Annotated in this window: 19 protein-coding genes; 14 read left to right on the top strand and 5 right to left on the bottom strand. The window is 61.7% G+C overall.

Going from position 1 to position 25,833, the window contains the following annotated elements; genetic code table 11:
- Positions 1-79: 79 nt before the first annotated feature.
- The 10 genes from ORL50_RS24180 to ORL50_RS24135 all read left to right on the top strand — a co-directional run bounded on the left by ORL50_RS24180 (position 80) and on the right by ORL50_RS24135 (position 13,210).
- A complete protein-coding gene (locus tag ORL50_RS24180; protein WP_266018676.1) occupies positions 80-961 on the top strand; it encodes an esterase/lipase family protein in 882 nt (293 codons plus the stop codon).
- A gap of 82 nt (positions 962-1,043) precedes the next feature.
- Complete coding sequence (locus ORL50_RS24175) at positions 1,044-1,325, top strand: peptidylprolyl isomerase (protein ID WP_266018674.1); 282 nt, start codon at positions 1,044-1,046, stop codon at positions 1,323-1,325.
- A gap of 135 nt (positions 1,326-1,460) precedes the next feature.
- Positions 1,461-3,329 carry an extracellular solute-binding protein gene (locus tag ORL50_RS24170; protein WP_266018673.1) on the top strand — a complete coding sequence of 623 codons (1,869 nt, stop codon included), beginning with the start codon at positions 1,461-1,463 and terminating at the stop codon, positions 3,327-3,329.
- Positions 3,329-4,390, top strand: coding sequence for a microcin C ABC transporter permease YejB (locus ORL50_RS24165; RefSeq protein WP_266018671.1), 1,062 nt, complete (start codon positions 3,329-3,331; stop codon positions 4,388-4,390). The genes ORL50_RS24170 and ORL50_RS24165 overlap by 1 nt, the downstream gene beginning before the upstream one ends.
- Complete coding sequence (locus ORL50_RS24160) at positions 4,390-5,412, top strand: ABC transporter permease (RefSeq protein ID WP_266018670.1); 1,023 nt, start codon at positions 4,390-4,392, stop codon at positions 5,410-5,412. The genes ORL50_RS24165 and ORL50_RS24160 overlap by 1 nt, the downstream gene beginning before the upstream one ends.
- A 42-nt stretch (positions 5,413-5,454) precedes the next feature.
- On the top strand, positions 5,455-7,032 hold the full coding sequence (locus ORL50_RS24155) for an ABC transporter ATP-binding protein (RefSeq protein ID WP_266018668.1): 1,578 nt from the start codon (positions 5,455-5,457) through the stop codon (positions 7,030-7,032).
- 132 nt (positions 7,033-7,164) lie between these two features.
- Positions 7,165-8,583 carry a sigma-54 interaction domain-containing protein gene (locus ORL50_RS24150; RefSeq protein WP_266018667.1) on the top strand — a complete coding sequence of 473 codons (1,419 nt, stop codon included), beginning with the start codon at positions 7,165-7,167 and terminating at the stop codon, positions 8,581-8,583.
- Positions 8,584-8,880: 297 nt separating this feature from the next.
- Positions 8,881-10,272 carry a GntP family permease gene (locus ORL50_RS24145; protein WP_266018666.1) on the top strand — a complete coding sequence of 464 codons (1,392 nt, stop codon included), beginning with the start codon at positions 8,881-8,883 and terminating at the stop codon, positions 10,270-10,272.
- Positions 10,273-10,279: 7 nt separating this feature from the next.
- Positions 10,280-11,053: a 3-hydroxybutyrate dehydrogenase gene (gene hbdH, locus ORL50_RS24140; RefSeq protein ID WP_266018664.1), complete on the top strand. Its 774-nt coding sequence runs from the start codon at positions 10,280-10,282 to the stop codon at positions 11,051-11,053.
- A gap of 201 nt (positions 11,054-11,254) precedes the next feature.
- The gene (locus ORL50_RS24135; protein ID WP_266018663.1) at positions 11,255-13,210 is read left to right on the top strand and encodes an acetoacetate--CoA ligase; all 1,956 of its coding nucleotides are present in this window, start codon (positions 11,255-11,257) and stop codon (positions 13,208-13,210) included.
- 99 nt (positions 13,211-13,309) lie between these two features.
- Here ORL50_RS24135 and ORL50_RS24130 read toward each other — a convergent pair whose 3' ends face one another.
- Positions 13,310-14,419, bottom strand: coding sequence for a PilT/PilU family type 4a pilus ATPase (locus tag ORL50_RS24130; RefSeq protein ID WP_266018661.1), 1,110 nt, complete (start codon positions 14,417-14,419; stop codon positions 13,310-13,312).
- Positions 14,420-14,537: 118 nt separating this feature from the next.
- On the opposite strand from ORL50_RS24130, the gene ORL50_RS24125 reads away from it, so the two are divergent.
- Positions 14,538-17,075 carry a PAS domain-containing hybrid sensor histidine kinase/response regulator gene (locus ORL50_RS24125; RefSeq protein WP_266018659.1) on the top strand — a complete coding sequence of 846 codons (2,538 nt, stop codon included), beginning with the start codon at positions 14,538-14,540 and terminating at the stop codon, positions 17,073-17,075.
- 57 nt (positions 17,076-17,132) lie between these two features.
- Complete coding sequence (locus tag ORL50_RS24120) at positions 17,133-17,408, top strand: peptidylprolyl isomerase (protein ID WP_266018657.1); 276 nt, start codon at positions 17,133-17,135, stop codon at positions 17,406-17,408.
- A gap of 350 nt (positions 17,409-17,758) precedes the next feature.
- Here ORL50_RS24120 and ORL50_RS24115 read toward each other — a convergent pair whose 3' ends face one another.
- The 4 genes from ORL50_RS24115 to ORL50_RS24100 all read right to left on the bottom strand — a co-directional run bounded on the left by ORL50_RS24115 (position 17,759) and on the right by ORL50_RS24100 (position 22,337).
- The gene (locus ORL50_RS24115) at positions 17,759-18,976 is read right to left on the bottom strand and encodes an amino acid deaminase (RefSeq protein ID WP_266018655.1); all 1,218 of its coding nucleotides are present in this window, start codon (positions 18,974-18,976) and stop codon (positions 17,759-17,761) included.
- 60 nt (positions 18,977-19,036) lie between these two features.
- Entirely contained in the window at positions 19,037-19,426 is a 390-nt protein-coding gene (locus ORL50_RS24110; protein WP_266018653.1) for a RidA family protein, read from the bottom strand.
- Between the two features lie 59 nt (positions 19,427-19,485).
- A complete protein-coding gene (locus ORL50_RS24105; RefSeq protein WP_266018651.1) occupies positions 19,486-21,045 on the bottom strand; it encodes a TerC family protein in 1,560 nt (519 codons plus the stop codon).
- A gap of 389 nt (positions 21,046-21,434) precedes the next feature.
- Entirely contained in the window at positions 21,435-22,337 is a 903-nt protein-coding gene (locus ORL50_RS24100; protein WP_266018649.1) for a LysR family transcriptional regulator, read from the bottom strand.
- A 103-nt stretch (positions 22,338-22,440) separates the two neighbouring features.
- Between ORL50_RS24100 and ORL50_RS24095 the strand changes: the two genes are divergently transcribed.
- A complete protein-coding gene (locus ORL50_RS24095; RefSeq protein WP_266018647.1) occupies positions 22,441-23,994 on the top strand; it encodes an MFS transporter in 1,554 nt (517 codons plus the stop codon).
- 67 nt (positions 23,995-24,061) lie between these two features.
- Complete coding sequence (gene poxB / locus ORL50_RS24090; RefSeq protein WP_266018646.1) at positions 24,062-25,786, top strand: ubiquinone-dependent pyruvate dehydrogenase; 1,725 nt, start codon at positions 24,062-24,064, stop codon at positions 25,784-25,786.
- The last annotated feature ends 47 nt before the right edge of the window (positions 25,787-25,833 follow it).

Below are 25,833 nucleotides of genomic sequence, written 5' to 3'. Positions count from 1 at the left end.
GACAGCCCACGTGGCAGGAGTGGATTAGAGTGGGCCGCAGAACACGCCCCGCAATGGCTGCACTAAAAGGAACGACCCCATGCAACGGAATGCACAAACCCACTACCCGATCCTGCTGGTCCATGGGCTTTTCGGCTTCGATCGAATCGGCCCGTTCGAACACTTCCACGATATTCGCCCCGCACTCATAGGCGCTGGCGCCAGAGTGTTCGTCCCGCACCTGTCTGCCACCCACTGCAATGAAACGCGAGGCGAACAGCTGTTGGCGCAAATTCAAAGGGTGCTCGATGGCACTGGCGCGCAAAAGGTCAACCTCATCGGCCACAGCCAAGGCGCACTTGCCGCGCGCTACGCCGGTGCAGTCAACCCTCAGGTCGTCGCGTCGGTTACATCGGTCAGTGGCCCCAATCACGGTTCCGAACTGGCGGACTGCCTGCGCCAGGCGCTGACGCCCGGGCGCCTGCCGGAGCAGGTGGCCGAAACTGTCGCAACCTTGTTCGCCGACTTCCTGTCAGTGCTGAGTGGCAAATCAGAGATGCCCCAGAACGCCGTCGCTGCGCTGAAGGCGCTCACCACCGAAGGCGTTGCTGCGTTCAACCGCAAATTCCCCCAGGGTTTACCTGATACCTGGGGCGGGATGGGCCGCGAAGTAGTGGCGGGGATTCGCTACTACTCCTGGAGCGGCACCGTGCAGGGCAATCTGGTCGACGAAGGCGGCAATGCGCTGGACCCGTTGCACATCTTTTCCCGGGCGTTCTCCCGCTACTTCGTCAAGGAAGTCGATCAAAACGACGGCATGGTCGGTCGCTACAGCTCCCACCTGGGCAAAGTGATACGTTCGGACTATCCGATGGATCACCTGGACGCCATCAACCAGACCGCCGGACGAGTGCGCAAAGGTCTCGACCCGGTCGACCTGTATGTGCAACATGCACAAAGGCTGTCCGAGGCCGGCTTGTAGGACCGATGGAACTTTGAGAAGAAATGGGCCACTGAATCCGGTAGGCTCACCACTTTACTGAACATTGATTGGAGTTTTACCCATGCCTAAAGCCACTGCCCGTCACATCCTCGTTGCCAGCGAAGCCAAGTGCAACGAACTGAAAACCCAGATCGAGGGCGGCGCAGACTTCGCCGAAGTCGCCAAAGCCAACTCCACCTGCCCTTCCAGCCGCCAGGGCGGCGACCTGGGTTCGTTCGGCCCGGGCCAGATGGTCAAGGAGTTCGACACCGTAGTATTCAGCGCACCGATCAACGTGGTGCAAGGCCCGGTCAAGACCCAGTTTGGCTACCACCTGCTGGAAGTGACCAGCCGCCAGGACTGATCAGTCCGCGCAGCTTTCGCCACGACGGCCCGCCTTTTGGTGGGCCGTTGTGTTTGGGACATTAATTCGGGTGGCGAGGGATGCGCCGCTAGCGTACAAATTGCGGTTATCGACCGCCCGGCTTTAAGGCTGACAATGCGACTGGTTTTCCCTACTGTGTTATTCACCGCCGTAGCCCTGTTGATCGGCGCTGCAGGTGTGAATGCAGCACCGCAACATGCGCTGACCGTGTACGGCGAACCGGCCAAATATCCTTCCGGCTTCAGTCATTTTGCCTACGCCAATCCCCAAGCCCCCAAAGGCGGCACCTTGCGGCGCTCGGCGATCGAGATCGGGCACTTCGATCACATATTGCCGTACATCGACAAAGGCATTGGCGTCTCGCAGATCGACGGCATGCTCTACTCGCCCTTGGCCCAGCGCTCGATGGACGAACCCTACACCGTGTATGGCCTGGTGGCGCAGCAGATGGAACGCTCCGATGACGGCCTGTTCCTGCGCTTCTACCTGAACCCCAAGGCGCGTTTCGCCGATGGCACACCCATCACCGCCGAAGACGTGCGCTACTCCTTCGATCTGCTGATGACCCAGGGCAGCCTGCGTTATCGCACCCAGTTTGCCGACGTCAAAAGCGTTGAGATCGAGTCGCCGCTGACGGTTCGGTTCGATTTCAAGAATAACGAGAACCGCACCCTGCCCCTGGACGTCGCCACCCTGCCGGTGTTTCCCGAGCACTGGTGGAAGACCCGGGATTTCGCCGGTGGCGGCGGCTACGAGGCACCACTGGGCAGCGGCCCGTACAAAGTCGGCAAGGTCGACTCCGGGCGCAGCATCACCTTCGAACGCAACCCTGACTGGTGGGGCAAGGATTTGCCGGTAAGTCGCGGCCTGTACAATTTCGACCATTTCAGCATCGAATACTTTGGTGATATCGACGTCGCGCGCCAGGTCTTGCGTGGCGGTGCCTATGACTACAACCGCGAATTTTCCGCCACGGGTTACTCCATCGGCTACGACAGCCCTGCCCTGCGCGACGGTCGCCTGCAAAAAGCGCACCTGGCCACCCAGGCTCCGCAACCGAGCCAGGGTTTCGTGTTCAATCTGCAAAACCCGATGTTCCAGGATCGGCGCACCCGCCAGGCGCTGGCCATGCTCTGGGATTTCGAATGGAGCAACCGGCAGATGATGCGCAACCTGTACATCCGCCAGCAGAGCTTCTTCTCCAATACCGAACTGGCCGCACGGCATCTGCCGGACGCTGCCGAACTGGCGATCCTCGAACCGTTGCGCGGGCAGATCCCCGACGAAGTGTTCACCCAGGTGTTCGAAGCGCCGAAAACCGATGGCAGCGGCGTGATCCGCGACAAACAGTTGCAGGCCCTGGAGCTGCTGGAACAGGCCGGCTGGAAACCCGAGGGCGATCAACTGGTGAACGCCGAAGGCAAGGCGCTTAGTTTCACCTTCCTGGTCAGCCAGAACGGCATGGACCGCCTGCTGCTGCCGTACAAGCGCACGCTGAAACAAATCGGCATCGACCTGAATATCCGTCGCATCGACGCCTCCCAGTACGTCAACCGCCTGATGAGCCGCGACTACGACATGATCGTCACCGGCTACCCGGTCACTACCGCGCCAGGTGGCGAGCTGCTGAATTATTTCGGCTCGACCTCGGCCAACGATCCGGGTGCCAACAACTACATGGTGCTGAAGAACCCGGCGGTCGACAGCCTGATCAACGGCCTGCTCCGCGCCTCGACCCAGGCGGACATGCTGCGCTACGCCCACGCGCTGGATCGGGTGCTGCAATGGAATTACTACTGGATTCCCAATTATTACCCGCCGGGGACTTCCACCGTGTGGTGGAATCGCTTCGGCATGCCTAACGAACAGGCGAGTAATGACGAAGCCATTGAAAGCTGGTGGGAGGTGAGCACCACGCCCCTGACCAACCAGCAGATGACCGCCGAGCGCATCAGTCGCAGCAAACCCGGAGGGCCGCATTGATGTGGGCTTATACGTTAAGGCGTTTGCTGCTGATCATTCCGACGCTGGTGATCATTCTTTTGGTCAACTTCGTCATCGTTCAGGCCGCTCCAGGGGGGCCGGTAGAACAGGCCATCGCGCACCTGCAAGGGATCGGCGGAGCCAGTGTCGGCGGCGGTTCCGGCGAGGCGCCTGCCGCCAGTTCGCGGGCCAGTCGCGGGCTAGATCCGCAACTGATCAAGGAGATCGAAAAACAGTACGGCTTTGACAAGCCGGCCCACGAGCGCCTGTGGCTGATGCTCACCAGTTATGCCCGCCTGGACTTCGGCAAAAGCTTTTTCCGCGGCGCCACGGTCACCGACCTGATCCTGGAAAAGATGCCGGTGACCATTTCCCTCGGCCTGTGGGCCACGCTGATCACCTACCTGGTATCGATCCCGCTGGGCATTCGCAAGGCGGTGCGCCACGGCAGTCATTTCGACATCTGGAGCAGCACCGCGATCATCATCGGCTATGCGATGCCGGCGTTCCTGTTCGCGATGTTCCTGATCGTCATGTTCGCCGGGGGCACTTCACTGAACTGGTTCCCGGTGCGTGGCCTGGTCTCGGACAACTTCGATTCGCTGTCGACCTTGGGCAAGATCGCCGACTACTTCTGGCATCTGGTGCTGCCGGTGACCTCGTTGGTCATTGGCGGGTTTGCGACCCTGACCATCCTCACCAAGAATTCCTTCCTCAATGAAATCACCCGCCAATACGTGGTCACGGCCCGCGCCAAAGGCATGAGCGAACGCCGGGTGCTGTACGGCCACGTGTTTCGCAACGCTATGCTGCTGGTGGTTTCGGGAATTCCCCAGGCGTTCATCAGCGTGTTCTTCGCCGGCTCGCTGCTGATCGAAGTGATTTTCTCCCTGGATGGCCTGGGGCGCATGAGTTACGAGGCGGCCGTCTCGCGGGACTACCCGGTAGTCTTCGGCTCACTGTTTATCTTCACCCTGTTCGGCCTGCTGATTAAGCTGATTGGCGACCTCTGCTACACCCTGGTCGACCCGCGTATCGACTTCGCCGCGAGGAACGCCTGATGTTCACGCTCTCGCCGCTGGGTCGCCGGCGCTTCGAACGTTTCCGCAAAAACCGTCGTGGCTGGTGGTCCTTGTGGCTGTTCATCGGCCTGTTCCTGCTGACCCTGGGGGGCGAACTCATCGCCAACGACAAGCCGCTGCTGGTCAGTTACCAGGGCGATCTGTATTTCCCCGCCTTCAAGCGCCACACCGAGCAGGAGTTCGGTGGACAGCTGCCGTTCCAGGCGGATTACCGCAGCGAATATGTGCAGAAGCTGATCGAGAAAGACGGCGGCTGGATGCTGTTCCCGCCCATCCCTTTCAGTGCTGACACGCCAAATTATGACCTGAGCAAACCCGCCCCCAGCCCGCCTTCGAGCGTGAACTGGCTGGGCACTGACGACCAGGCCCGCGATGTGCTGGCCCGGGTGATTTTCGGCGCGCGGGTGTCGATCCTGTTTGCACTGATGCTGACGGTGGTCAGCGCGTTGATCGGCATTGCCGCTGGCGCACTACAGGGCTATTACGGCGGCTGGGTGGACTTGCTTGGTCAACGCCTGCTGGAGGTGTGGTCGGGTTTGCCGGTGCTGTACCTGTTGATCATTCTCTCGGGTTTCGTCGAGCCGAACTTCTGGTGGCTGCTGGGGATCATGGCGCTGTTCTCCTGGCTCGCCCTGGTGGACGTGGTGCGTGCCGAGTTCCTGCGTGGGCGCAACCTGGAATACGTCAAGGCGGCGCGGGCACTCGGGCTGACGGATCGCAAGGTCATCGTGCGGCACATCCTGCCCAACGCCATGAATGCGACTTTGAGCTACCTTCCTTTTATTCTGACCGGGGCAATTTCAACCCTGACGGCCCTGGACTTCCTCGGCTTCGGCATGCCCGCCGGCAGTGCCTCCCTGGGTGAGCTGATCGGCCAGGGCAAGCAGAACCTGCAGGCGCCCTGGCTCGGGTTGACGGCATTTTTCACCCTGGCGCTGATTCTTTCCTTGCTGGTGTTTATCGGTGAGGCCTTGCGCGATGCGTTTGATCCGCGATCTTGATCCGCGATCTTGATCCCCGATCATCAGAGACGACCCGTTGATATGAGTAACCTGATCGAAATCCGTGACCTCAGCGTGGCCTTCAGTGGCCAGACCGTAGTGCGCAACCTGAGCCTGGACATCCGTCCCGGCGAATGCCTGGCACTGGTGGGCGAATCCGGCTCCGGCAAATCGGTGACTGCGCATTCAATCCTGCAGCTGCTGCCGGAGACCGGCACCGAGACCCGCGGCAGCATCCGTTATCACGGCAAGGAACTGGTCGGCGCCGACCCCAAGGTACTGCGTCAATTGCGCGGCAACCGGATCGCGATGATCTTCCAGGAGCCGATGACTTCGCTTAACCCACTGCACAGCATCGAGAAGCAGATCGGCGAAACCCTTCTGCTGCACAAGGGCCTGACCGGTAAACCGGCCCAGGCGCGCATCCTCGAATTGCTGCACCTGGTGGGCATTCAAAAACCCGCGGAGCGACTCAAGGCCTACCCGCACCAGCTGTCCGGCGGCCAACGGCAACGGGTGATGATCGCCATGGCCCTGGCCTGCGAACCGCAGCTGCTGATCGCCGACGAACCCACCACCGCGCTCGACGTCACGGTACAGCGCAAGATCCTGTTGCTGCTCAAATCCCTGCAGCAGCGCCTGGGCATGTCTCTGTTGCTGATCAGCCATGACCTGAACCTGGTGCGCAGCATCGCCCAGCGCGTGTGCGTGATGAAGGCCGGGGAAATCGTTGAACAGGCACCCTGCGAAACCCTCTTCACCGAACCCAAGCACCCTTACAGCTGCGTGCTGCTGAACGCCGAGCCGGAAGGCGAAGCCTTGCCCCGGGATGAACGCGAGAATGTGCTGGAAGTCGACAACCTGAGCGTCAAGTTCGTGCTCGGTGGCGGGCTGTTCCAGCGCAAGACCTACCTGCACGCTGTCGATGGCATCAGCCTGGACATTCAGCGTGGCAAGACCCTGGGCATCGTCGGCGAGTCCGGTTCGGGCAAGTCGACCTTGGGCCAGGCGATCCTGCGCCTGCTCGATTCCGAAGGCAGCATCCGCTTTCAGGGAGAGGCGCTGGACGGCCTCACGCAAAAACAGCTACGCCCGTGGCGCAAGAAAATGCAGGTGGTGTTCCAGGACCCCTTCGGTAGCCTGAGCCCACGAATGTCGGTGGCGCAGATCATCAGCGAAGGCCTCGAAGTGCACAGCCAGCTCACCGCCGATCAATGCCAGGCCGAGGTGATCCGGGCGCTGGAGGAAGTCGGCCTGGACCCGCAAAGTCGCCATCGTTATCCCCATGAGTTCTCGGGCGGCCAACGCCAACGCATCGCAATTGCCCGAGCCCTGGTGTTGAAACCGGCGCTGATCCTGCTGGACGAACCGACTTCGGCACTGGATCGTACCGTGCAAAAACAAGTGGTCGCCCTGCTGCGACAGCTCCAGGAAAAACATGGCCTGACGTACCTGTTCATCAGCCATGACCTGGCCGTGGTTCGCGCGCTGGCACACGATATGATCGTGATCAAGGACGGCCAGGTGGTGGAGCGCGGAGCGAGCCATGCCGTGTTCGATGCGCCGCAGCATCCTTACACCAAGGAGTTACTGGCGGCGGCGTTGCTGAGCAAGGCTTGAAACCGCGTGGCGGCCATCGCCGGCAAGCCGGCTCCTACAGGGGTTTGGTGAGCAACTCAGACCCTTTGTAGGAGTGAGCCTGCTCGCGATGAGGCCCTAACTGGCACTAAACAATCAGGATCAGCCCCTTCCATGAACACCACCGAAAGCCTCAAGGACTACCAGCGCGTGCGCCTGCTGGCGATTCGCTCGCTGTTTGAGATCATCGAGCAATCCAGCGAAGGCACGGTCATCGTCGACCGTGATGCCAACATCGTCTGGATGAACGAGCGCTACGCCCGACGCTTCGGCCTGGACTTGGCTGAAGTGGCAATCGGCAAGCCGTGCGAAAGCGTGATCCCCGGCAGCCTGCTGCGCGAGGTGGTGCGCACTGGCCGGCCGATTCTGCTCGACATGCAGGACACGCCCAAGGAACCGCTGGTGGTCATGCGCCTGCCGATCCACGACGACACCGGCATGGTGATCGGCGCCATCGGTTTTGCGCTGTTCGACGAATTGCGCAGCCTGTCGCCAATGCTCAAGCGCTACATGAGCATGCAGGAGGAACTGGCCTCGACCCGCTCGCTGCTGCGGGCACGCCAGAGCAAATACAATTTTGCCCACTTCATCGGTACCAGCTCCGCGACCCTCGAAGTCAAACGCCGCGCCCGTCGTGGCGCCAGCGCCGACTCACCGGTGCTGCTGCTGGGTGAGACCGGCACCGGCAAGGAATTGCTCGCCCAGGCGATCCATGGCGCGTCACCCCGGGCACACAAGGCCTTTGTCAGCATCAACAGCGCGGCGATTCCCGAAGCTCTGCTGGAAGCCGAGTTCTTCGGCACCGCACCGGGCGCGTTCACCGGTGCCGATCGCAAGGGCCGCATCGGCAAGCTGCAGCTGGCCCAAGGCGGCACCCTGTTTCTTGACGAGATCGGCGACATGCCCCTGCCCCTGCAGAGCAAATTGCTGCGAGTGTTGCAGGAGAAGGAGTTCGAGCCCGTAGGCTCCAACGAAATGATCCAGAGCGACGTTCGCGTCATCGCCGCGACTTCCACGGACCTGGAAGCAGCGATCAAGCGCGGCGAGTTTCGCGCCGACCTGTATTACCGCCTCAATGTCCTGCCGATTCATGTGCCGCCTTTGCGTGATCGCCTCGACGACTTGCCGGCGCTCAGCGAGGCAATTTTGGAGGAGCTGCGCAGCCAGCATGAACTCAACCACGAAGCCCTGGCACTGTTAGCGCAACACGCCTGGCCGGGGAACATCCGTGAACTGCGCAATGTGCTGGAACGCGCGGCATTGCTCAGTGATGATTTGATCCTGGACGCTGCTGAAATCCGTGCGGCGATTGGCACCATGACACCGGTAGCGCGTGTGGCGCCGGTGGTGATCGAGGCGGTTGAGCATGAGACCTTCAGCCAGGCGCGGGAGCGGTTTGATCGGCAGCTGATCGAGTCGGCGCTGGCAAAGTGTGCGGGCAAGGTGGTCGATGCGGCGGCGCTGTTAGGGTTGGGGCGGTCGACGTTGTACAAGAAGATGGTGGCGTTGGGAATTGTTGAGTCTCCGATATGAGACCTTAATCTCTATTGGTAGACAGGACGCCATCGCGGGCAAGCCTTGCTCCCACAGAGTGCATGGCAAAAGTAAATTATCGCTGTCGAGAGCTCTCCTTGTGGGAGCCAGGCTTGCCCGCGATGACGCCCTTACATGCAACACAAGTCTCAAATAAGAGACATTTTTCGCAAGCAGCCGCCGAAAAAAAACAGAAAATCTTTGTATTTCAATGTGTTAACCACCTGGCACAGATCTAGCTATATCCCTCTGCTACAAGCCACACCCCAAAAAAAATAACAATCCAGGAGACACACCATGAGTGTGATCATCGCCTTGGCAGCCCTGGCGCTGCTAATGCTGGCCGCCTATCGCGGCTACAGCGTCATCCTCTTTGCCCCGATTGCCGCCCTCGGCGCCGTCCTGCTCACCGACCCTTCCGCCGTCGCACCCGCCTTCACCGGCGTGTTCATGGAAAAAATGGTCGGTTTCATCAAACTGTACTTTCCGGTGTTCCTGCTCGGCGCGGTGTTCGGCAAGCTGATCGAGCTGTCCGGTTTCTCCCGCTCCATCGTTGCGGCAGCGATCAGCCTGCTGGGCACCCGCCAGGCGATGCTGGTGATCGTGCTGGTGTGCGGGCTGCTGACCTATGGCGGCGTGTCGCTGTTTGTCGTGGTGTTCGCGGTCTACCCGTTCGCTGCCGAAATGTTCCGCCAGAGCAATATCCCCAAGCGCCTGATCCCGGCGACCATCGCCCTGGGTGCCTTTTCGTTCACCATGGACGCCCTGCCCGGCACTCCGCAAATCCAGAACATCATTCCCAGCACCTTCTTCAATACCACCGCATGGGCAGCGCCCTGGCTGGGATTGATCGGCTCCATTTTTGTCGTCTGCGCTGGCATGCTGTTCCTGCAGCGCCAGCGCAACAAGGCCCAGCGTGCGGGCGAAGGGTATGGCAGCGACCTGCGTAACGAGCCGGAAACCGCCGAAGACATCCGCCTGCCCAACCCCTGGATTGCCCTGTCGCCGCTGCTGGCCGTAGGCATCATGAACCTGCTGTTCACCCACTGGATTCCCCAATGGTACGGCAAGACCCATAGCCTCGCGCTGCCGGGCATGAGCGTGCCGGTCACCACCGAGATCGCCAAGCTCACCGCCATCTGGGCCGTCCAGGCCGCCCTGCTGATCGGCATCCTCATGGTCCTGGCGTTTGGCTTCACGGCGATTCGCAGCAAGCTTGCCGAGGGCAGTAAAAGTGCGGTCAGCGGCGCGCTACTGGCGGCCATGAACACCGCCTCGGAGTATGGTTTTGGCGCGGTGATCGCCTCGTTGCCGGGCTTCCTGGTGCTGGCCGACTGGCTCAAGAACATTCCCAACCCACTGGTCAACGAAGCGGTTACCGTGACGTTGCTGGCGGGGATTACCGGCTCGGCTTCCGGAGGCATGAGCATTGCCCTGGCGGCGATGTCCGAGCAGTTCATCAGCGCTGCCAATGCCGCCAACATCCCCTTGGAAGTGCTGCACCGGGTGGCTGCAATGGCCAGCGGCGGCATGGACACCCTGCCGCACAACGGCGCGGTGATCACCCTGCTGGCCGTGACTGGCCTGACTCACCGGGAAGCCTACAAAGACATTTTCTGTATTACGCTGATCAAGACCCTGGCGGTTTTTGTGGTGATCGGCACTTTCTACGCCACTGGCATTGTGTGAGGTATTCATGACCACTCTTTCGGGCAAGACCGCACTGGTTACCGGTTCCACCAGCGGCATCGGCCTGGGCATCGCCCTGAGCTTGGCCAAGGCCGGCGCGAACGTGGTGCTCAACGGCTTCGGTGATGCCGCGGCCGTGATCACCGAGGTCGGGCAATTTGGCGGCAAGGTCGGCCATCACCCAGCGGATGTGAGTGATCCGGCGCAGATTGCCGAGATGCTTGCCTATGCCGAGCGCGAGTTCGGCGGCATCGACATCCTGGTCAACAACGCCGGGATCCAGCATGTCGCGGCCGTGGAAGATTTTCCCGTGGAGCGCTGGGACGCGATCATCGCGATCAATCTCTCGTCGGTGTTCCACAGCACTCGCCTGAGCCTGCCGGGCATGCGCGCGAAGAACTGGGGACGGATCATCAACATCGCCTCGGTGCACGGCCAGGTCGGTTCCACTGGCAAGGCCGCGTATGTGGCGGCCAAGCATGGGGTCATCGGCTTGACCAAGGTGGTAGGCCTGGAAACGGCCACCACCGGCGTCACCTGTAATGCAATCTGCCCGGGCTGGGTACTGACGCCGCTGGTGCAAAAACAGATCGATGACCGGATTGCCAAAGGCGTTGACCCGCAGCAGGCGCAGCATGATTTGCTGGCGGAGAAGCAGCCGTCCCTGGAGTTCGTTACGCCGCCGCAGTTGGGTGAGCTGGTGCTGTTCCTGTGCAGCGAGGCGGGAAGCCAGGTGCGGGGGGCGGCGTGGAATATTGATGGTGGGTGGCTGGCGCAGTAGTCAGGCTGTAGACCGCGTTATCGTTGATCGCGGGCAAGCCTTGCTCCCACAGGGTGTGGGTCTCCATAGGTTTGCGCATAACCTTTGGCAAAACACTACTGTGTTCCCATTTGGTTTTGCACATAGCCTGTGGCAACACATCCCCCTGTGGGAGCAAGGCTTGCCCGCGATTGGATCTCAAGATCAGTAAGAGGCCAAGCCATGTCCAACATCCTCTGGCAACCCGACGCCCAACGCATCGGCAAGACGCGCATGGAAGCGTTTCGGCGGTTCATCAACCGACGCCATCACCTGCATGTCGATGACTACCCTGCCCTGCACCAATGGTCCATCGACCAGCGTGAAGACTTCTGGCAAGCCATTGTCGATTTTTTCGACATCCGCTTTCACGCGCAACCGGACGCCGTACTGCTCGAAGGTGCGCAGATGCCCAGCGCCCAGTGGTTTCCCGGCGCCACCCTGAATTTCGCCGAACACCTGCTGCGGCGTCGCGACGATGCGGTCGCAGTGGTGGCCATTGGCGAAAATGGCCAGCGCGAACAATTGACCTGGGCGCAGCTCGCCGAACACGTGGCCGGCCTGCAATACAGCCTGCAGGCCGCCGGCGTCGGCCTCGGCGACCGAGTGGCGGCGTGCATGCCCAACACTTGGCAAACCCTGGTGGCGATGCTCGCTACCACCAGCCTGGGGGCCATCTGGTCCTGCTCGTCGCCGGATTTCGGCACCCAGGGCGTGATCGATCGCTTTGGCCAGATCGAGCCCAAAGTGCTGCTCACCTGCGCCGGTTATCGTTATGCCGGAAAAGAGCTTGACCAGAGCGCCAAGGTCAACGAAATCCTCGAACGGCTGCCGTCCCTGCAACAGCTGATTGTTGTGCCTTACGCCCGACCACAGGCCCGTATCGAAGACTTCCGCACCCAAGCCAATGTCAGCCTGTGGGAGGACTTCTACGAAGTCGGTGGCGAGCCGGACTTCATCGCCGTGCCGTTCGCGCACCCGCTGTACATCCTCTATTCCAGCGGCACCACCGGCGTGCCCAAATGCATCATCCACAGCACTGGCGGCGTGCTGCTGCAGCACGTCAAGGAGCACGGCCTGCACGCCGATCTTGGCGCCGGCGACCGGCTGTTCTACTACACCACCTGCGGCTGGATGATGTGGAACTGGCTGGTGTCGGCCCTGGCGGTGGGCAGCGCAGTGGTGCTCTACGACGGCTCGCCGTTTCAGCCTGGCCCGGAACGCTTGATCGACCTGATCGACGACGAGCGCATCAGCGTCTTCGGCACCAGCCCGAAGTTTCTCGCGACCCTGGAAAGCAGCGGCCTGAAACCGCGGCTAAGCCATGATCTGCACAGCCTGAAAACCCTCCTGTGCACCGGCTCGGCGTTATCGCCCCAGAGCTATGACTACGTGTACCGGGACATCAAGCGCGACCTGTGCCTGGCGTCGATGTCCGGTGGCACCGACATCGTCTCGTGCTTCGTCATCGGCAACCCGCTATTGCCGGTGCGCCGTGGCGAAATGCAGGGCAAGAGCCTGGGCATGGCGATTGAAGTGTGGGACGACAACGGCCAGCCGGTCATCGGCGAGAAAGGCGAACTGGTGTGCACCCGGCACTTTCCGGCGATGCCGATCGGCCTGTGGAATGACCCTGACGGCGAAAAGCTGCGAGCGTCTTACTTCAGCCAGTTTCCCGGGGTCTGGGCCCAAGGCGACTACGCCGAACAACTGATACATGGCGGCATGATGATTCACGGCCGCTCGGATGCGGTGCTCAATCCGGGTGGCGTGCGCATCGGCACTGCGGAGATCTATCGCCAGGTCGAGAAGGTGCCGCAGGTGGTGGACAGCGTGGCCATCGGGCAGCAGTGGCAGGACGATGTGCGAGTGGTGCTGTTCGTGCAACTGCGCGACGCAGTGCCGCTCGACGATGAGCTTGAACAGCAGATCCGCCAGGTCATCCGCGCCAATACCACGCCGCGCCATGTGCCGGCGAAGATTGTCGCGGTCAGCGAAATTCCTCGAACCATCAGTGGCAAGGTGGTGGAGCTGGCGGTGAGGAATGTGGTGCATGGGCAGCAGGTGAAGAACACCGACGCCCTGGCCAATCCTGAAGCACTGGAGCAATACCGCAACCGCCCCGAACTGCAAACCTGAGAACCCAATCACGTAGGAGCTGCCGCAGGCTGCGATCTTTTGATCTTGATGTTTAAAAGATCGCAGCCTGCGGCAGCTCCTACAGAAGACAGGACGGTGTCAGTCCATCAGCCCCCATTCCCCCGACGCCGGCGCAACCCCCGGCGTCGCATCCGCATGCAGCTTCAAGCGCAAGCGCAGATTGTTCACCGAATCCGCATGCTTCAGCGCTTCCTCCTCATCGATCGCCCCTTCGACCACCAGCCCGAACAACGCGCCGTCAAACGTCTGCATCCCCCGTTCGGTGGATTTCTCCATGATGCCCTTGAGCTCATCCAGCTCATTGCGCCGGATCAGGTCGGCGATGGTTGGCGTGCCGAGCATCACCTCCACCGCCGCCCGACGCTGGCCGTCACGACTGCGCACCAGGCGCTGAGAGACAAACGCCTTGAGGTTGTTGCCCAGGTCATGCAGCAACTGGGTGCGGCGTTCATCCGGAAAGAAATTGACGATGCGATCCAGTGCCTGATTGGCGTTGTGGGCATGCAGCGTGGAAATCACCAGGTGCCCGGTGTCGGCAAAAGCCAGGGCGTGTTCCATGGTTTCACGGTCGCGAATCTCGCCGATCAGCACCACGTCCGGAGCCTGGCGCAAGGTGTTCTTCAGCGCCGCGTGGAAACTGCGGGTATCGACCCCCACCTCGCGCTGGTTAATGATCGAGCGCTTGTGTCGATGGATATACTCGACCGGGTCTTCGATGGTGATGATGTGCCCGCTGCTATGGCGATTGCGATAGTCGATCAACGCCGCCAGGGAGGTCGACTTGCCTGACCCGGTGGCCCCGACAAACAGCATCAGGCCTTGCTTGAGCATAATGCTTTCGAGCAGCACCGCGGGCAGGTTGAGGTCTTCGAAGCGCGGAATGTCGAGCTTGATATTGCGCGCCACAATGGACACGTCGTTGCGTTGCTTGAAGATGTTCACGCGAAAGCGCCCGACGCCCGGCAAAGAGATTGCCAGGTTCATCTCCAATTCCCGATCGAACTCCAGGCGCTGTTCGGCGTCCATGATGGACGCGGCAATGGCGGCGATCTCTCCTGCCTTGAACGGTTGCTCGGCCAGCGTCTTCAGCACTCCATCGAACCGGGCGCTGGGCGGCGCTCCGGTAGAGAGGTAAAGATCGGAGCCATTGTGGCTGGCAAGAAGCGTTAGCAGTGCAGCGATTTCCATGGCAAAAAACACCCGCGAAGCATTCAATTGAACAATATGACCTCAACAGGCCATCCAGCGTCTACCGCCATGCAAGCATAGTAGACGCCGCCACACCGACTTAGTGCAGGACAACTTGATGAATGCATCACCGACCGGCAGCGATGCCCAGGCCCTGATCGCCCGCACCGACTGGAGCCGCAGCCCGCTGGGCGCCGCAAGTGCCTGGCCGCAAAGCCTGAAAACCGCCGTGGACATCGTGATTCATTCGCCGATGCCGATGCTGCTGCTGTGGGGGCCGCAACTCACGCAGATCTACAACGACGGGTTCGCCCTGCTGGCCGGCAGCAAACATCCCCACGCCTTCGGCCAGCCGGCGCACCAAATCTGGCCGGAGCTTCGCGACTTCACCGACCCGATCTACCGCGCCGTGCTGCAAGGCCAGGTGCGCACCTACAGTGAACAGCGCTTCACCTTGCAGCGCGACGGGGTTGAATCCGACTTCTGGCTGGACCTGACCTACAGCCCGATCCGCGACGAAGCCGCGCAGGTCACCGGCATCCTGGTGACTGCGATTGAAACCAACGAACGCCGGCGCATCGCCGTGGAGCTCGAGCAACGCTCCGCCGCCAGCCTCAAGGCCCAACGCGAAACCGAGGAGCGCCTGCAACTGGCCCTCGCCGCGACTGACGCAGTCGGCACCTGGGACTGGGACATCAACGAAGACCACTTCATCGCCGACACCCACTTTGCCCAGTTGCACGGGGTCGACCCGTTGCTGTCCAGCCAGCTGCCCGTCAGCGCCTATCTGCACGGAGTGCATCCCGAAGATCGGGCCACGGTGGCTCGCGGCATCAAGCACGCCATTACCAACGGCACTGAATACGCCGAGGAATACCGCCTGCTGCAGGCGGACGGCCAGGTGCGCTGGGTGTTCGCCCGTGGGCGTTGCTACAAGGATCACCACGGCCGGCCGATCCGCTTCCTCGGCGCCGCGCTGGACCTGACCGAACGCAAACACACTGAGCAGGCCCTGCGCCAGAGCCAGACCGAATTGCAGTTGATCATCAACGCGATGCCGATCCTGATCAGCTACGTCGATCACGAGGAACGCTTTCGCCTGAACAATGCCGCTTACCTCGACTGGTACGGCCGCACGCCCCAGGAACTGTACGGACGCACCATCCGCGAAGTGCTGGGCGAGGAAGCCTACGCGTTGCGCGCCGCGCATATTGCCGAGGCGCTGAGCGGCAAGACTTGCTGCTTCGGCATCGACACCCGCCATCGTGACGGCAGCTACCGGCATGCCTTGATGAACTACTTGCCACGCCATGGAGCGGACGGAGCAGTCAACGGTTTCTACATTTTTGTGATCGACGAGACCGAGCGCAAAAAAACCGAAGAGGCCCTGCGCAATCTCAACGAAACCCTGGAAGAGCGCGTTGCCGCCCGCACCCAGCAACTGGCCGAAGCCAACCAGCGCCTGCAGAGTGAGATGCTCGAGCGCGAGCGCGCCGAAGATGCCTTGCGCCACGCGCAAAAGATGGAGGCGGTGGGGCAACTCACCGGGGGCATCGCCCATGACTTCAACAACATGTTGACCGGGATCATCGGCAGCCTCGACCTCATGCAACGCTACATCGCCGACGGACGCGCCGCCGAGATCGGCCGATTCACCGAAGCCGCGGTGTCGTCCGCCAATCGCGCCGCCGCCCTGACCCATCGCCTGCTGGCCTTCTCCCGCCGCCAGTCGCTGGACCGCAAGCCATTGAACGCCAATGATCTGGTCCACTCTTTGGAAGACCTGCTGCGCCGAACCAAGGGCGACCACATCGAACTGCGCTTGCAGCTGGTGGCAGATGTCTGGCCGGTCAGCACCGATGTCAGCCAGTTGGAGAATGCCCTGCTCAACCTGGTGATCAATGCGCGCGATGCCATGCCCGACGGCGGCGAGCTGCTGATCGAGACTGCCAACGTCTACCTGGAAGACAGCGATATCACCACCCTGGAACCGGTCAAGGCTGGGGATTACCTGATGATTGCCGTCAGCGACAATGGCACCGGCATGACGCCATCGGTCCTGGCCAAGGCCTTCGATCCGTTCTTCACCACCAAACCGATCGGCCAGGGCACAGGCCTGGGTCTGTCGATGATTTATGGTTTTGCGCAACAGTCCGGCGGTCATGTGCACATCGACAGCGTACCGGGCCAAGGCACCAGTGTGCGCCTGTACCTGCCGCGTTTGCAGGAGCTGGAAGCGCAAGCCACGTTGTTGCCCTTCGCTGGCCAGGCACCGGCGGCGAATGCCGGTGAGACCGTGGTGCTGGTGGAGGATGATCCGGCGGTGCGCATGCTGGTGCTGAACCTGCTCAAGGAGCTGGGTTACCAGGCCTATGAAGCCCAGGATGCGATGACGGCCCTGCCCTTGCTGGAGTCGGCCACGCGGGTTGACCTGCTGGTGACTGACGTCGGCTTGCCGGGCATGAACGGGCGGCAACTGGCGGAAATCGCCCGTCAGCGCCGGCCCGACCTCAAGGTGCTGTTCATGACCGGCTACGCGGAAAAAGCCGCCGAGCGCCAGGGCTTTCTTGACCAAGGCATGGACATGGTCGCCAAGCCATTCTCGATCGACCTGCTGGCCAACAAGATTCGCGCGATGCTCGGTGAACCGGGGTAAGTTGAGGCATAATCGCGCGCCTCAACACCGCCACCCCAGTTGTAAGGTACCTGCCTCATGAAAGCTCAAGCCCGCCATATCCTGGTGAAAACCGCCGAAGAAGCCGAGCAGCTCAAACAGCGCATCGCCAAGGGCGAAGCTTTTGATGTGCTGGCCAAGAAGTACTCCACCTGCCCTTCCGGTAAACGCGGAGGCGACCTGGGCGAAGTGCGGCCCGGGCAGATGGTCGGGGTGATTGACTCAGTGATTTTCAAGAAGCCGTTGCGGGTGGTGCACGGGCCGATCAAAAGCAAGTTCGGTTATCACCTGGTGCAGGTGTTTTATCGCGATTGATCTCGCCCAGTCCTCTCCTGCCCATGCCCTTCCTTGGCCGCCCGGGCCTCATCGCGAGCAAGCTTTGCTCCCACAGGACTGTGTTGTGCCCACTGTGAAATCAAGCTTGCTCCCACAGGACTGTGGTGTGCCCACTGTAAAATCAAGCTTGCTCCCACAGGACTGTGTTGTGCCCACTGTAAAATCAAGCTTGCTCCCACAGGACTGTGGTGTGCCCACTGTGAAATCAAGCTTGCTCCCACAGGACTGTGTTGTGCCCACTGTGAAATCAAGCTTGCTCCCACAGGACTGAGGTGTTTCCACTGTGGGAGCAAAGCTTGCTCGCGATGGCAGCACCTCGGTCTTGACTGTTAAAAACAGGTTTCCATGGTCTCGATGACATTCAACTGTTCATCCACCAGGCAGCCCACCCGCCACTTGTCGAACGTCAGGCAAGGATGCGAGGCGCCGAAGGAAATGATGTCCCCCACCCGCAACTCGACCCCGGGCGCCACGGTCATGAACGCATGCTGGTCCATGACCGCCGTCACTTTGCAGGCACCGACGTCGTCGCTGACGGCAGGCACGACCCCGGCCTGGTAGCGCCGCAGCGGCACCGGCAGCCCGGCGTCATAAGCCACGTCGCGCTTGCCCAGGGCAACCACCGCAAAGCCTGGCTCCGGCAGCGACTGCACATGGGCCCAGACTTCCAGTGCCGGGCGCAGGCCTTCGTGCAGGTCACTGCGGCGCTCAAGCACACAGCATTGCGCCTCCTTGTAGATGCCGTGGTCGTGGGCCACATAACTGCCCGGGCGCAATACGCTGAGAAAGCGTCCCGAGGCATCCTGCGCTTCGAAGGATTCGGCAATCAGGTCATACCAGGCGGATCCTGAAGCAGTGATGATCGGCTTGGCGATGGCGAATGCGCCACTGTCCTGCAGCTCCACTGCCAGACGTACCAGGGACGAAGCAAACGCGCGAATCCCGCTCTCGGCGTGATCACCATGGATCACCCCTTCGTAGCCTTCGATGCCGGTCAGCGCCAACGCCGGTTGCGCACTGATGACGTTGGCCAGTTCGAGCACTTGCTGTTCGGTGCGACAGCCGCAGCGGCCGCCTACCACGCCGTATTCGATCATCACGTTCAGCCGCAAACCCCGCGAGGCAAAGTAGGCGCCGAGGTCAGCGACGTTGTCCGGATGATCGACCATGCAGTAAAAATCAAAATCCGGGTCCGCCAGCAAATCGGCGATCAATGCCATGTTCGGTGTGCCGACCAGCTGGTTAGCCATCAATATCCGGCGCACCCCATGGGCGTAGCCGGCCCGGACCTGGGTTGCGCTGGCCAGGGTAATGCCCCAGGCGCCGGCGTCCAGCTGGCGGCGAAACAACGCCGGCATCATGCTGGTTTTACCATGGGGGGCAAGCTCGGCGCCGCTGTTGCTGGCGAAGTCCTGCATCCAGCGAATGTTGTGTTCCAGCGCTTCGCGATGCAGCACCAATGCCGGCAGGCTGACGTCGCGCAGCAGATTTGCGCCGATCGGGGCCGCGCCCTTGTCCACAGCAGAGTTAATCAGCGCATTAGTCATGCTCAAACTCCTTGGCTGTCGCGACTGCACTCAGCCGCTGACATGTCTTCTTTGTTGATATCAGGCCTTTTTCCGGTAGGCCACGCAATCAATCTCAACCTTGCAGTCGACCATCATGTTCGCCTGCACACAGGCCCGCGCCGGGGCGTGCTGCGGGCTGAAGTACTCGGCAAACACCTTGTTGAAACTCCAGAAATCCCGCGGGTCTTCCAGCCACACACCGGTACGCACCACGTCCTCCAGACCATAACCGGCCTCTTCGAGGATGGCGATCAGGTTCTTCATGGTCTGGTGAGTCTGCTCGACAATGCCGCCGACAATGATCTCGCCATCCAGCGCCGGAACCTGGCCAGACACGTACAGCCAGCCATCGGCTTCCACGGCGCGAGCGAACGGCCGCGCCTGGCCGCCTCCTGCGGTGCTGCCGGTGCCGTAACGGGTGATGCTCATGGATGTTTCTCCTGATTGGGATTTTCTGCAATTAGCGTCAGCTGAGAGATTAGAACGGATTACTCGCTGCGAGGCATCAGCAACACCCGAGTCACCCGGCGCTCCTCAACCGCCATCACCGTCAACCGCCAACCTTGCCACTCATGGCTGTCACCGATGACCGGCAGACGATCCAGCAGGCTCACTACCAGGCCGGCCAGGGTCTGGTAATCCTCGGTGGGTTCTGCCGCGAAGCCGGTGCGCTGGCGAACCCGCATCAGGTTCAAGGCACCGCTGACGATGAACCCGCCGTTATCCTCAAGCACATCCGGGCCTTCGATTTCGCTGGCGTCGGGTAATTCACCGGCGATCGATTCGAGGATGTCGGTCATCGTCAGCACGCCGACGAAGTCACCGAATTCATTGACCACGAAGGCGATGTGAGTCGAGGCCTGGCGCATCTGTTCCAGGGCATTGAGGATCGAATAGCTGTCCAGCAGGTTGATGGTCTTGCGCGCCAGATGTTCGAGGTCCGGCTCGTTGCCGGCCAGGTATTCCTTGAGCAATTCCTTCTTGTGCACGAAGCCCAGGGGCTCGTCCACCGCTCCGTCGCGAATCAGCGGCAGGCGCGAATAGGACGAATGCATCAGGCGCGCCCGAATGGCTTCGGGGTCATCTGCGAGGTCGATGTGGTCGATGTCGGCACGCACCGTCATCAATGTGCGAATCGGCCGCTCGGCCAGCTGCAACACGCCGCTGATCATCACTCGCTCACGGCGGTCGAACAGCACTTCACTGGGTGCCTCGCCATTGTCGAGCAGGTCGGCGATCTCGTCATCGACTTCCTCTGCAGCCAGCTTGCGCCCACCCAGCAGGCGCATCACCGCATGCGCCGTGCGTTCGCGCATTGGCCGCACACCCTGCATCGAGCGTTTGCGTCGAGCGCGGGCGATCTGGTTGAACACCTCGATCAGGATCGAGAAGCCAATGGCCGCGTACAGGTAGCCCTTGGGAATATGGAAGCCCAGGCCTTCGGCGGTCAGCGCGAAGCCGATCATCATCAGGAAACCCAGGCACAACATGATTACGGTCGGGTGAGCATTGACGAAACGGGTCAGCGGCTTGCTGGCGACGATCATCAGGCCGATGGAAATGATCACCGCGATCATCATCACTGCCAGCTCATCGACCATGCCCACGGCGGTGATCACCGCGTCCAGGGAGAACACTGCGTCGAGGACTACGATCTGCGCAACGATCGGCCAGAACAGCGCATAAGCCGTGTTAGACGTGCGTTCGCCCACGTGGCCTTCGAGGCGCTCGTGCAGTTCCATGGTGGCCTTGAACAGCAGGAACACACCACCAAACAGCATGATCAGGTCGCGGCCGGAGAAGCTCTTGTCGAACACCTCGAACAGCGGCTGTGTCAGGGTCACCAGCCAGGAAATACTGGCCAGCAGGCCCAGGCGCATCAACAACGCTAGGGACAAACCAATGAGCCGCGCGCGGTCGCGCTGCTCAGGCGGCAGTTTGTCCGCCAGAATGGCGATAAACACCAGGTTGTCGATACCCAGTACCAGCTCCAGCACAATCAAGGTCAACAGGCCCAGCCACGCGGTGGGGTCAGCGATCCATTCCATGAAAATTTCTCTACCTCTTTAGTTGATTCAGGATGCCAGGCACGGCAAAACGCGGCGCACAGGCCGTGAAAATGTTTGGGGAGTGGATAGCGGGTGTCGCAAGACTGGGTACTGCGCGTGCATCAAGACTGCGCGAGGGCGCCGGGAGAACGGGTAACTGGGAGGCTCCGAGAGGGTGTTCATGCAAATCCTGCAGGACAAAAGGATTTCAAGCGTACAGCTGAAAGCGACTTTTCCTACACACGGAAATCATTACAAAATCTGTAGAACCATCCGGGGCGCCTGCAGGAGCGTGGGTGTATGCGCGATTGGGCTCGACACAAATCCGTAGGAGCCCGGCTTGCCGGCGATGGCGATTACGAGGACGCCATCGCTGGCAAGCCAGGCTCCTACGGGTGATCGGCGGTGGACCCGGGAATTGGCGTCAATCCGTGACGAACCTGCTCGATATACCGGCCCACCGCCGCCGACTTTTCAAACCGTCGATAAATCAAGGACAACCACGAGTTCGCTGCACAGCCCTCGATCTGGCGGTACCAGACCCCGGGCAATCCGACATGACCGACCACCGATTCCGGCACCACGGCCACGCCCTGCCCCAGGGACACCAGCGCGAGCACCGCAACCAACCCACCCGGTTGCGCCCCCAACTTCGGCGCAAAGCCGCCCTCGGCGGCCACCTGCAAAGTGCCGCTGATCTGCTCGGGCAGAATGAACGTCTCGTTCTGCAGTTGCATCGGGCTGATCTGCGCCAGCCGGCTTAGCCAGGATTCGCCCGACACCGCCAGGACAAAACCTTCGGCGTCCAGGCGCAACGCTTCCAGGCCTTCCGGCAAATTCATCGGCGAACGCACGTAACCCACGTCACAGCGTCCGTCCAGCACCATCGCCGGTAACGTCGCCATTGGGCTTTCCCGCACATTCAAACCGACACCTGGGTAAGCGCGGGTGAAGGCCTGCACCTGTTTCTGCAGGAGCCCGGAATAAACGGCCGACGCCACGTAACCCAACTCGATGTGGCCGATGTCGCCCCGTCCCGCACGCCGGGCGTTATGTTGCGCCGACTCAAACTGGCGCACGGTGGCATCCGCCTCGGGCATCAGCGCAACGCCGGCTTCGGTCAGGCTGACGTCGCGTTGCTGGCGGGTAAACAGCCGAGTGCCGAGCTCGCTTTCCATGTCCTGGATCTGCCGGCTCAGGGTCGGCGGTGCGATGCCCAACTGCTCGGCGGCACGGGTGAAGTTACGCTGGCGGGCGACGGCGAGGAAATAACGAAAATGACGGATATCCATCGATGTATTAGCTCAAAGGTAATGAAGTCATGGCATCTACCTAACACTGACAATGGTCGACGGCCATATGCTTGCACGACGCCCACAGTAGAGAACAGCCGCCATGCTCGTCAAACCCAAGGTCAGCCCACGCCTGACGTTACTCACAGCCTCAGGCGTTTGCTCACTGATCGTCCTCGACACCAATATCGTCGCCGTCACCCTGCCGACCATTGCCCGCGACCTGGGGGCCAATTTTGCCGACATCGAATGGGTCGTCAGCGCCTACATGCTGGCGTTCGCCGCCCTGTTGTTGCCGGCGGGCAGCATCGCCGACCGCTTCGGCCGTCAGAAAACCCTGTTGTGGGGCCTGGGTATTTTCATCCTGGCCTCTATCGGTTGCGGGGCTGCCCCCAGCGCGTTGTTCCTGGATATCGCGCGGGCAATCAAAGGCGTTGGCGCCGCGCTGCTGCTGACCTCTGCCTTGGCGTCCATCGGTCACACCTTCCACGATGAGGTGGAACGGGCCAAGGCCTGGGCGTTCTGGGGCGCCTGCATGGGCGTTGCAATGACGGCCGCACCGACCCTCGGGGGCCTCATCACTGAGACCATCGGCTGGCGCTGGATTTTCTACCTCAATCTGCCGGTGGGCTTGTTCCTGATGGTCATGGTGTGGCGTGCGGTTCCCGAATCCCGCGACCCGCAATCCGCGCGCCTGGACCCCTGGGGCAGCCTGGCCTTCAGTGCCAGCCTGCTGTGCCTGATCTGGGGCCTGATCGAGGCCAACCGCATTGGCTGGAGCAATCCACTGACCTACGCCCGACTGATCGGCGGTGCGTTGTTGATGGGCGCATTTGTCCTCATCGAGCGCCTGCAGCAAAGGCCCATGGTCGACCTGCAGTTGTTCCGCCACCCGCGCTTCATCGGCGCCCTGCTGGGCATGTTCGCCTACGCCGGTTGTGCCCAGGTGATGATGACGCTGCTGCCGTTTTATTTGCAGAACGGCCTGGGCTTCACTGCCATCAGCTCAGGCCTGGGAATGTTGCCGTTTGCCGCGACCATGTTGATTTTCCCGAAGATCGGCGCGCGCCTGGCGACCCGCTTCACCCCCGGCACCTTGATGGCCACCGGGCTGGCCCTGGTCGCTGGCGGCAACCTGTTGAGTGCCTTGGCAGTCACCAGCGCCAGCTACCTGCCCTTCGCCCTGGCCATCGCAGTCACCGGTGCCGGCGCCGGATTACTCAACGGCGACACGCAGAAAAACATCATGGCCTGCGTGCCTCGCGAGCGCACCGGGATGGCCTCCGGCATGAGCACGACCATGCGCTTCAGCGCCATCGTCCTGGCGATCGGAGTGTACGGCGCCCTGTTGTCGAGCCACTCCTCGCAGGTATTGCACGCCGAACTGGCGAAGCAGGCGGCGCAGTGGCTCGAACATACCCAGGACATCAGCTCGCGAGTGGTCGCCGGGGACATGCCGGCCGCCATGAGTCTGTTGCCCGAGGCTGCGCGTACCGTGGTCGAGCCGCTGGCCAGGCAAGCTTTCATCAGTGGGTTCAGCTTATTGTTGCTGGTTGCGGGGCTGCTGGCGGGGTTGGGCGCGCTGGTTGTCGGCACCTTGATGCGCCATCCGATTCCGGCGCCGAGTGGCTTTTCCCTGAGCGCGAGGGAGTCATGACCGGCATTGAGTTGTCCTCTTTTAACCCGAGGACAACTCATCGCTCGATTTCACAACGGAGTACCCCATGGCGAAGATCACCATTGCCCAGCAACTGGCAACCACCCTGGAACAGGCCGGCGTCAAGCGCATCTGGGGCCTGACGGGCGACAGCCTTAACGGCCTGACCGACGCGCTGCGCACCATGGACAGTATCGAGTGGATGCACGTGCGCCATGAAGAGGTCGCCGCCTTCGCTGCCGGTGCCGACGCTGCGGTTACTGGCGAGCTGGCGGTGTGTGCCGGCAGTTGCGGGCCGGGCAATCTGCATTTGATCAACGGGCTGTTCGATTGCCACAGGAATCACGTGCCGGTGCTGGCCATTGCCGCCCAGATCCCCTCCTCGGAGGTCGGCCTCAATTACTTTCAGGAAACCCATCCCCAGGACCTCTTCAAGGAGTGCAGTCACTTCGTCGAGCTGGTAAGCAACCCGGCGCAGATGCCGCAGGTGCTGCACCGGGCGATGCGCAGCGCGATCCTCAATCGAGGCGTGGCCGTGGTGGTGATTCCCGGCGACGTGGCTCTACAGGAAGTAGACGACACCTTCAAGCCCTGGCCTGCGCTGGCCGCACCGCGCATCTTGCCGGCCCCCCACGACCTTGATCGCCTGGTCGAACTGCTGAGCCAGAGCAAGGCCGTCACCCTGATGTGCGGGGCTGGCTGCGCCGGTGCCCATGATCAGGTGGTGGCATTGGCCGACGCCCTCGGCGCGCCGGTGGTGCACGCCTTGCGCGGCAAGGAACACGTGGAGTGGAACAATCCGTTCGACGTCGGCATGACCGGTTTGATCGGCTTCAGCTCCGGCTACCACGCGATGCTCAACTGCGACACCCTGGTGATGCTTGGCACCGACTTCCCCTATCGCCAGTTCTATCCCACCGACGCAACCATCATCCAGATCGACCATGACCCACAAGCCCTCGGCCGGCGCACCGCGCTCGACCTGGGCATCGTCGCGGACGTCAGTGAGACCCTCGCGGCGCTGTTGCCACGCCTGCCCTATCGCGCCGATCGAAGCTTTCTCGAAGCGTCGCTCAAGCATTACGAAAAAGCCCGCCAAGGCCTCGATGACCTGGCCCAGCCATCGGCACCAGGCCGCCCGATCCACCCGCAATACCTTACCCGCCTGCTCAGCGAACTGGCCGACGATGATGCGATTTTTACCGCCGATGTCGGCACGCCCACGGTGTGGGCCGCACGCTACCTGAAGATGAACGGCAAGCGGCGCCTGCTCGGTTCGTTCAACCACGGCTCAATGGCCAACGCGATGCCGCAGGCCATCGGCGCCCAGGCAGCCTTTCCCGACCGCCAGGTGATTTCCCTTTCCGGCGACGGTGGTTTCAGCATGCTGATGGGGGACTTCATCTCCCTGGCGCAGCTCAGGCTGCCGGTGAAAATCATCGTGTATGACAACGCGTCTCTCGGCTTCGTGGCCATGGAGATGAAGTCCAGCGGGCTGCTGGACACTGGCACCGATCTGCATAATCCGGATTTTGCGGCAATGGCCAACGCGATGGGGATCCTCGGGATTCGCGTCGAGGCCAGCGCCGATCTGGACGCGGCATTACGCCGGGCGCTGGCCCACGATGGTCCGGTGCTGGTCGACGTGATAACCGCGACCCAGGAGCTGGCAATGCCACCGACCATCAAGCTGGAACAGGCCAAGGGTTTCAGCCTGTATATGCTCAAGGCGGTCATGAGCGGGCGTGGGGATGAGGTGATCGAGCTGGCGCGGACCAATCTGTTTCGCTGAAACTGTGGGAGCAAAGCTTGCTCGCGATGGCGAAGCTTTACCCCCAC

Source organism: Pseudomonas sp. RIT-562 (genome assembly GCF_026241895.1).
In the GTDB taxonomy this organism is placed as follows: domain Bacteria; phylum Pseudomonadota; class Gammaproteobacteria; order Pseudomonadales; family Pseudomonadaceae; genus Aquipseudomonas; species Aquipseudomonas mandelii_F.
Note: the sequence above shows the minus strand (reverse complement) of the source record. Positions and strands in the feature narration are given on the sequence as shown.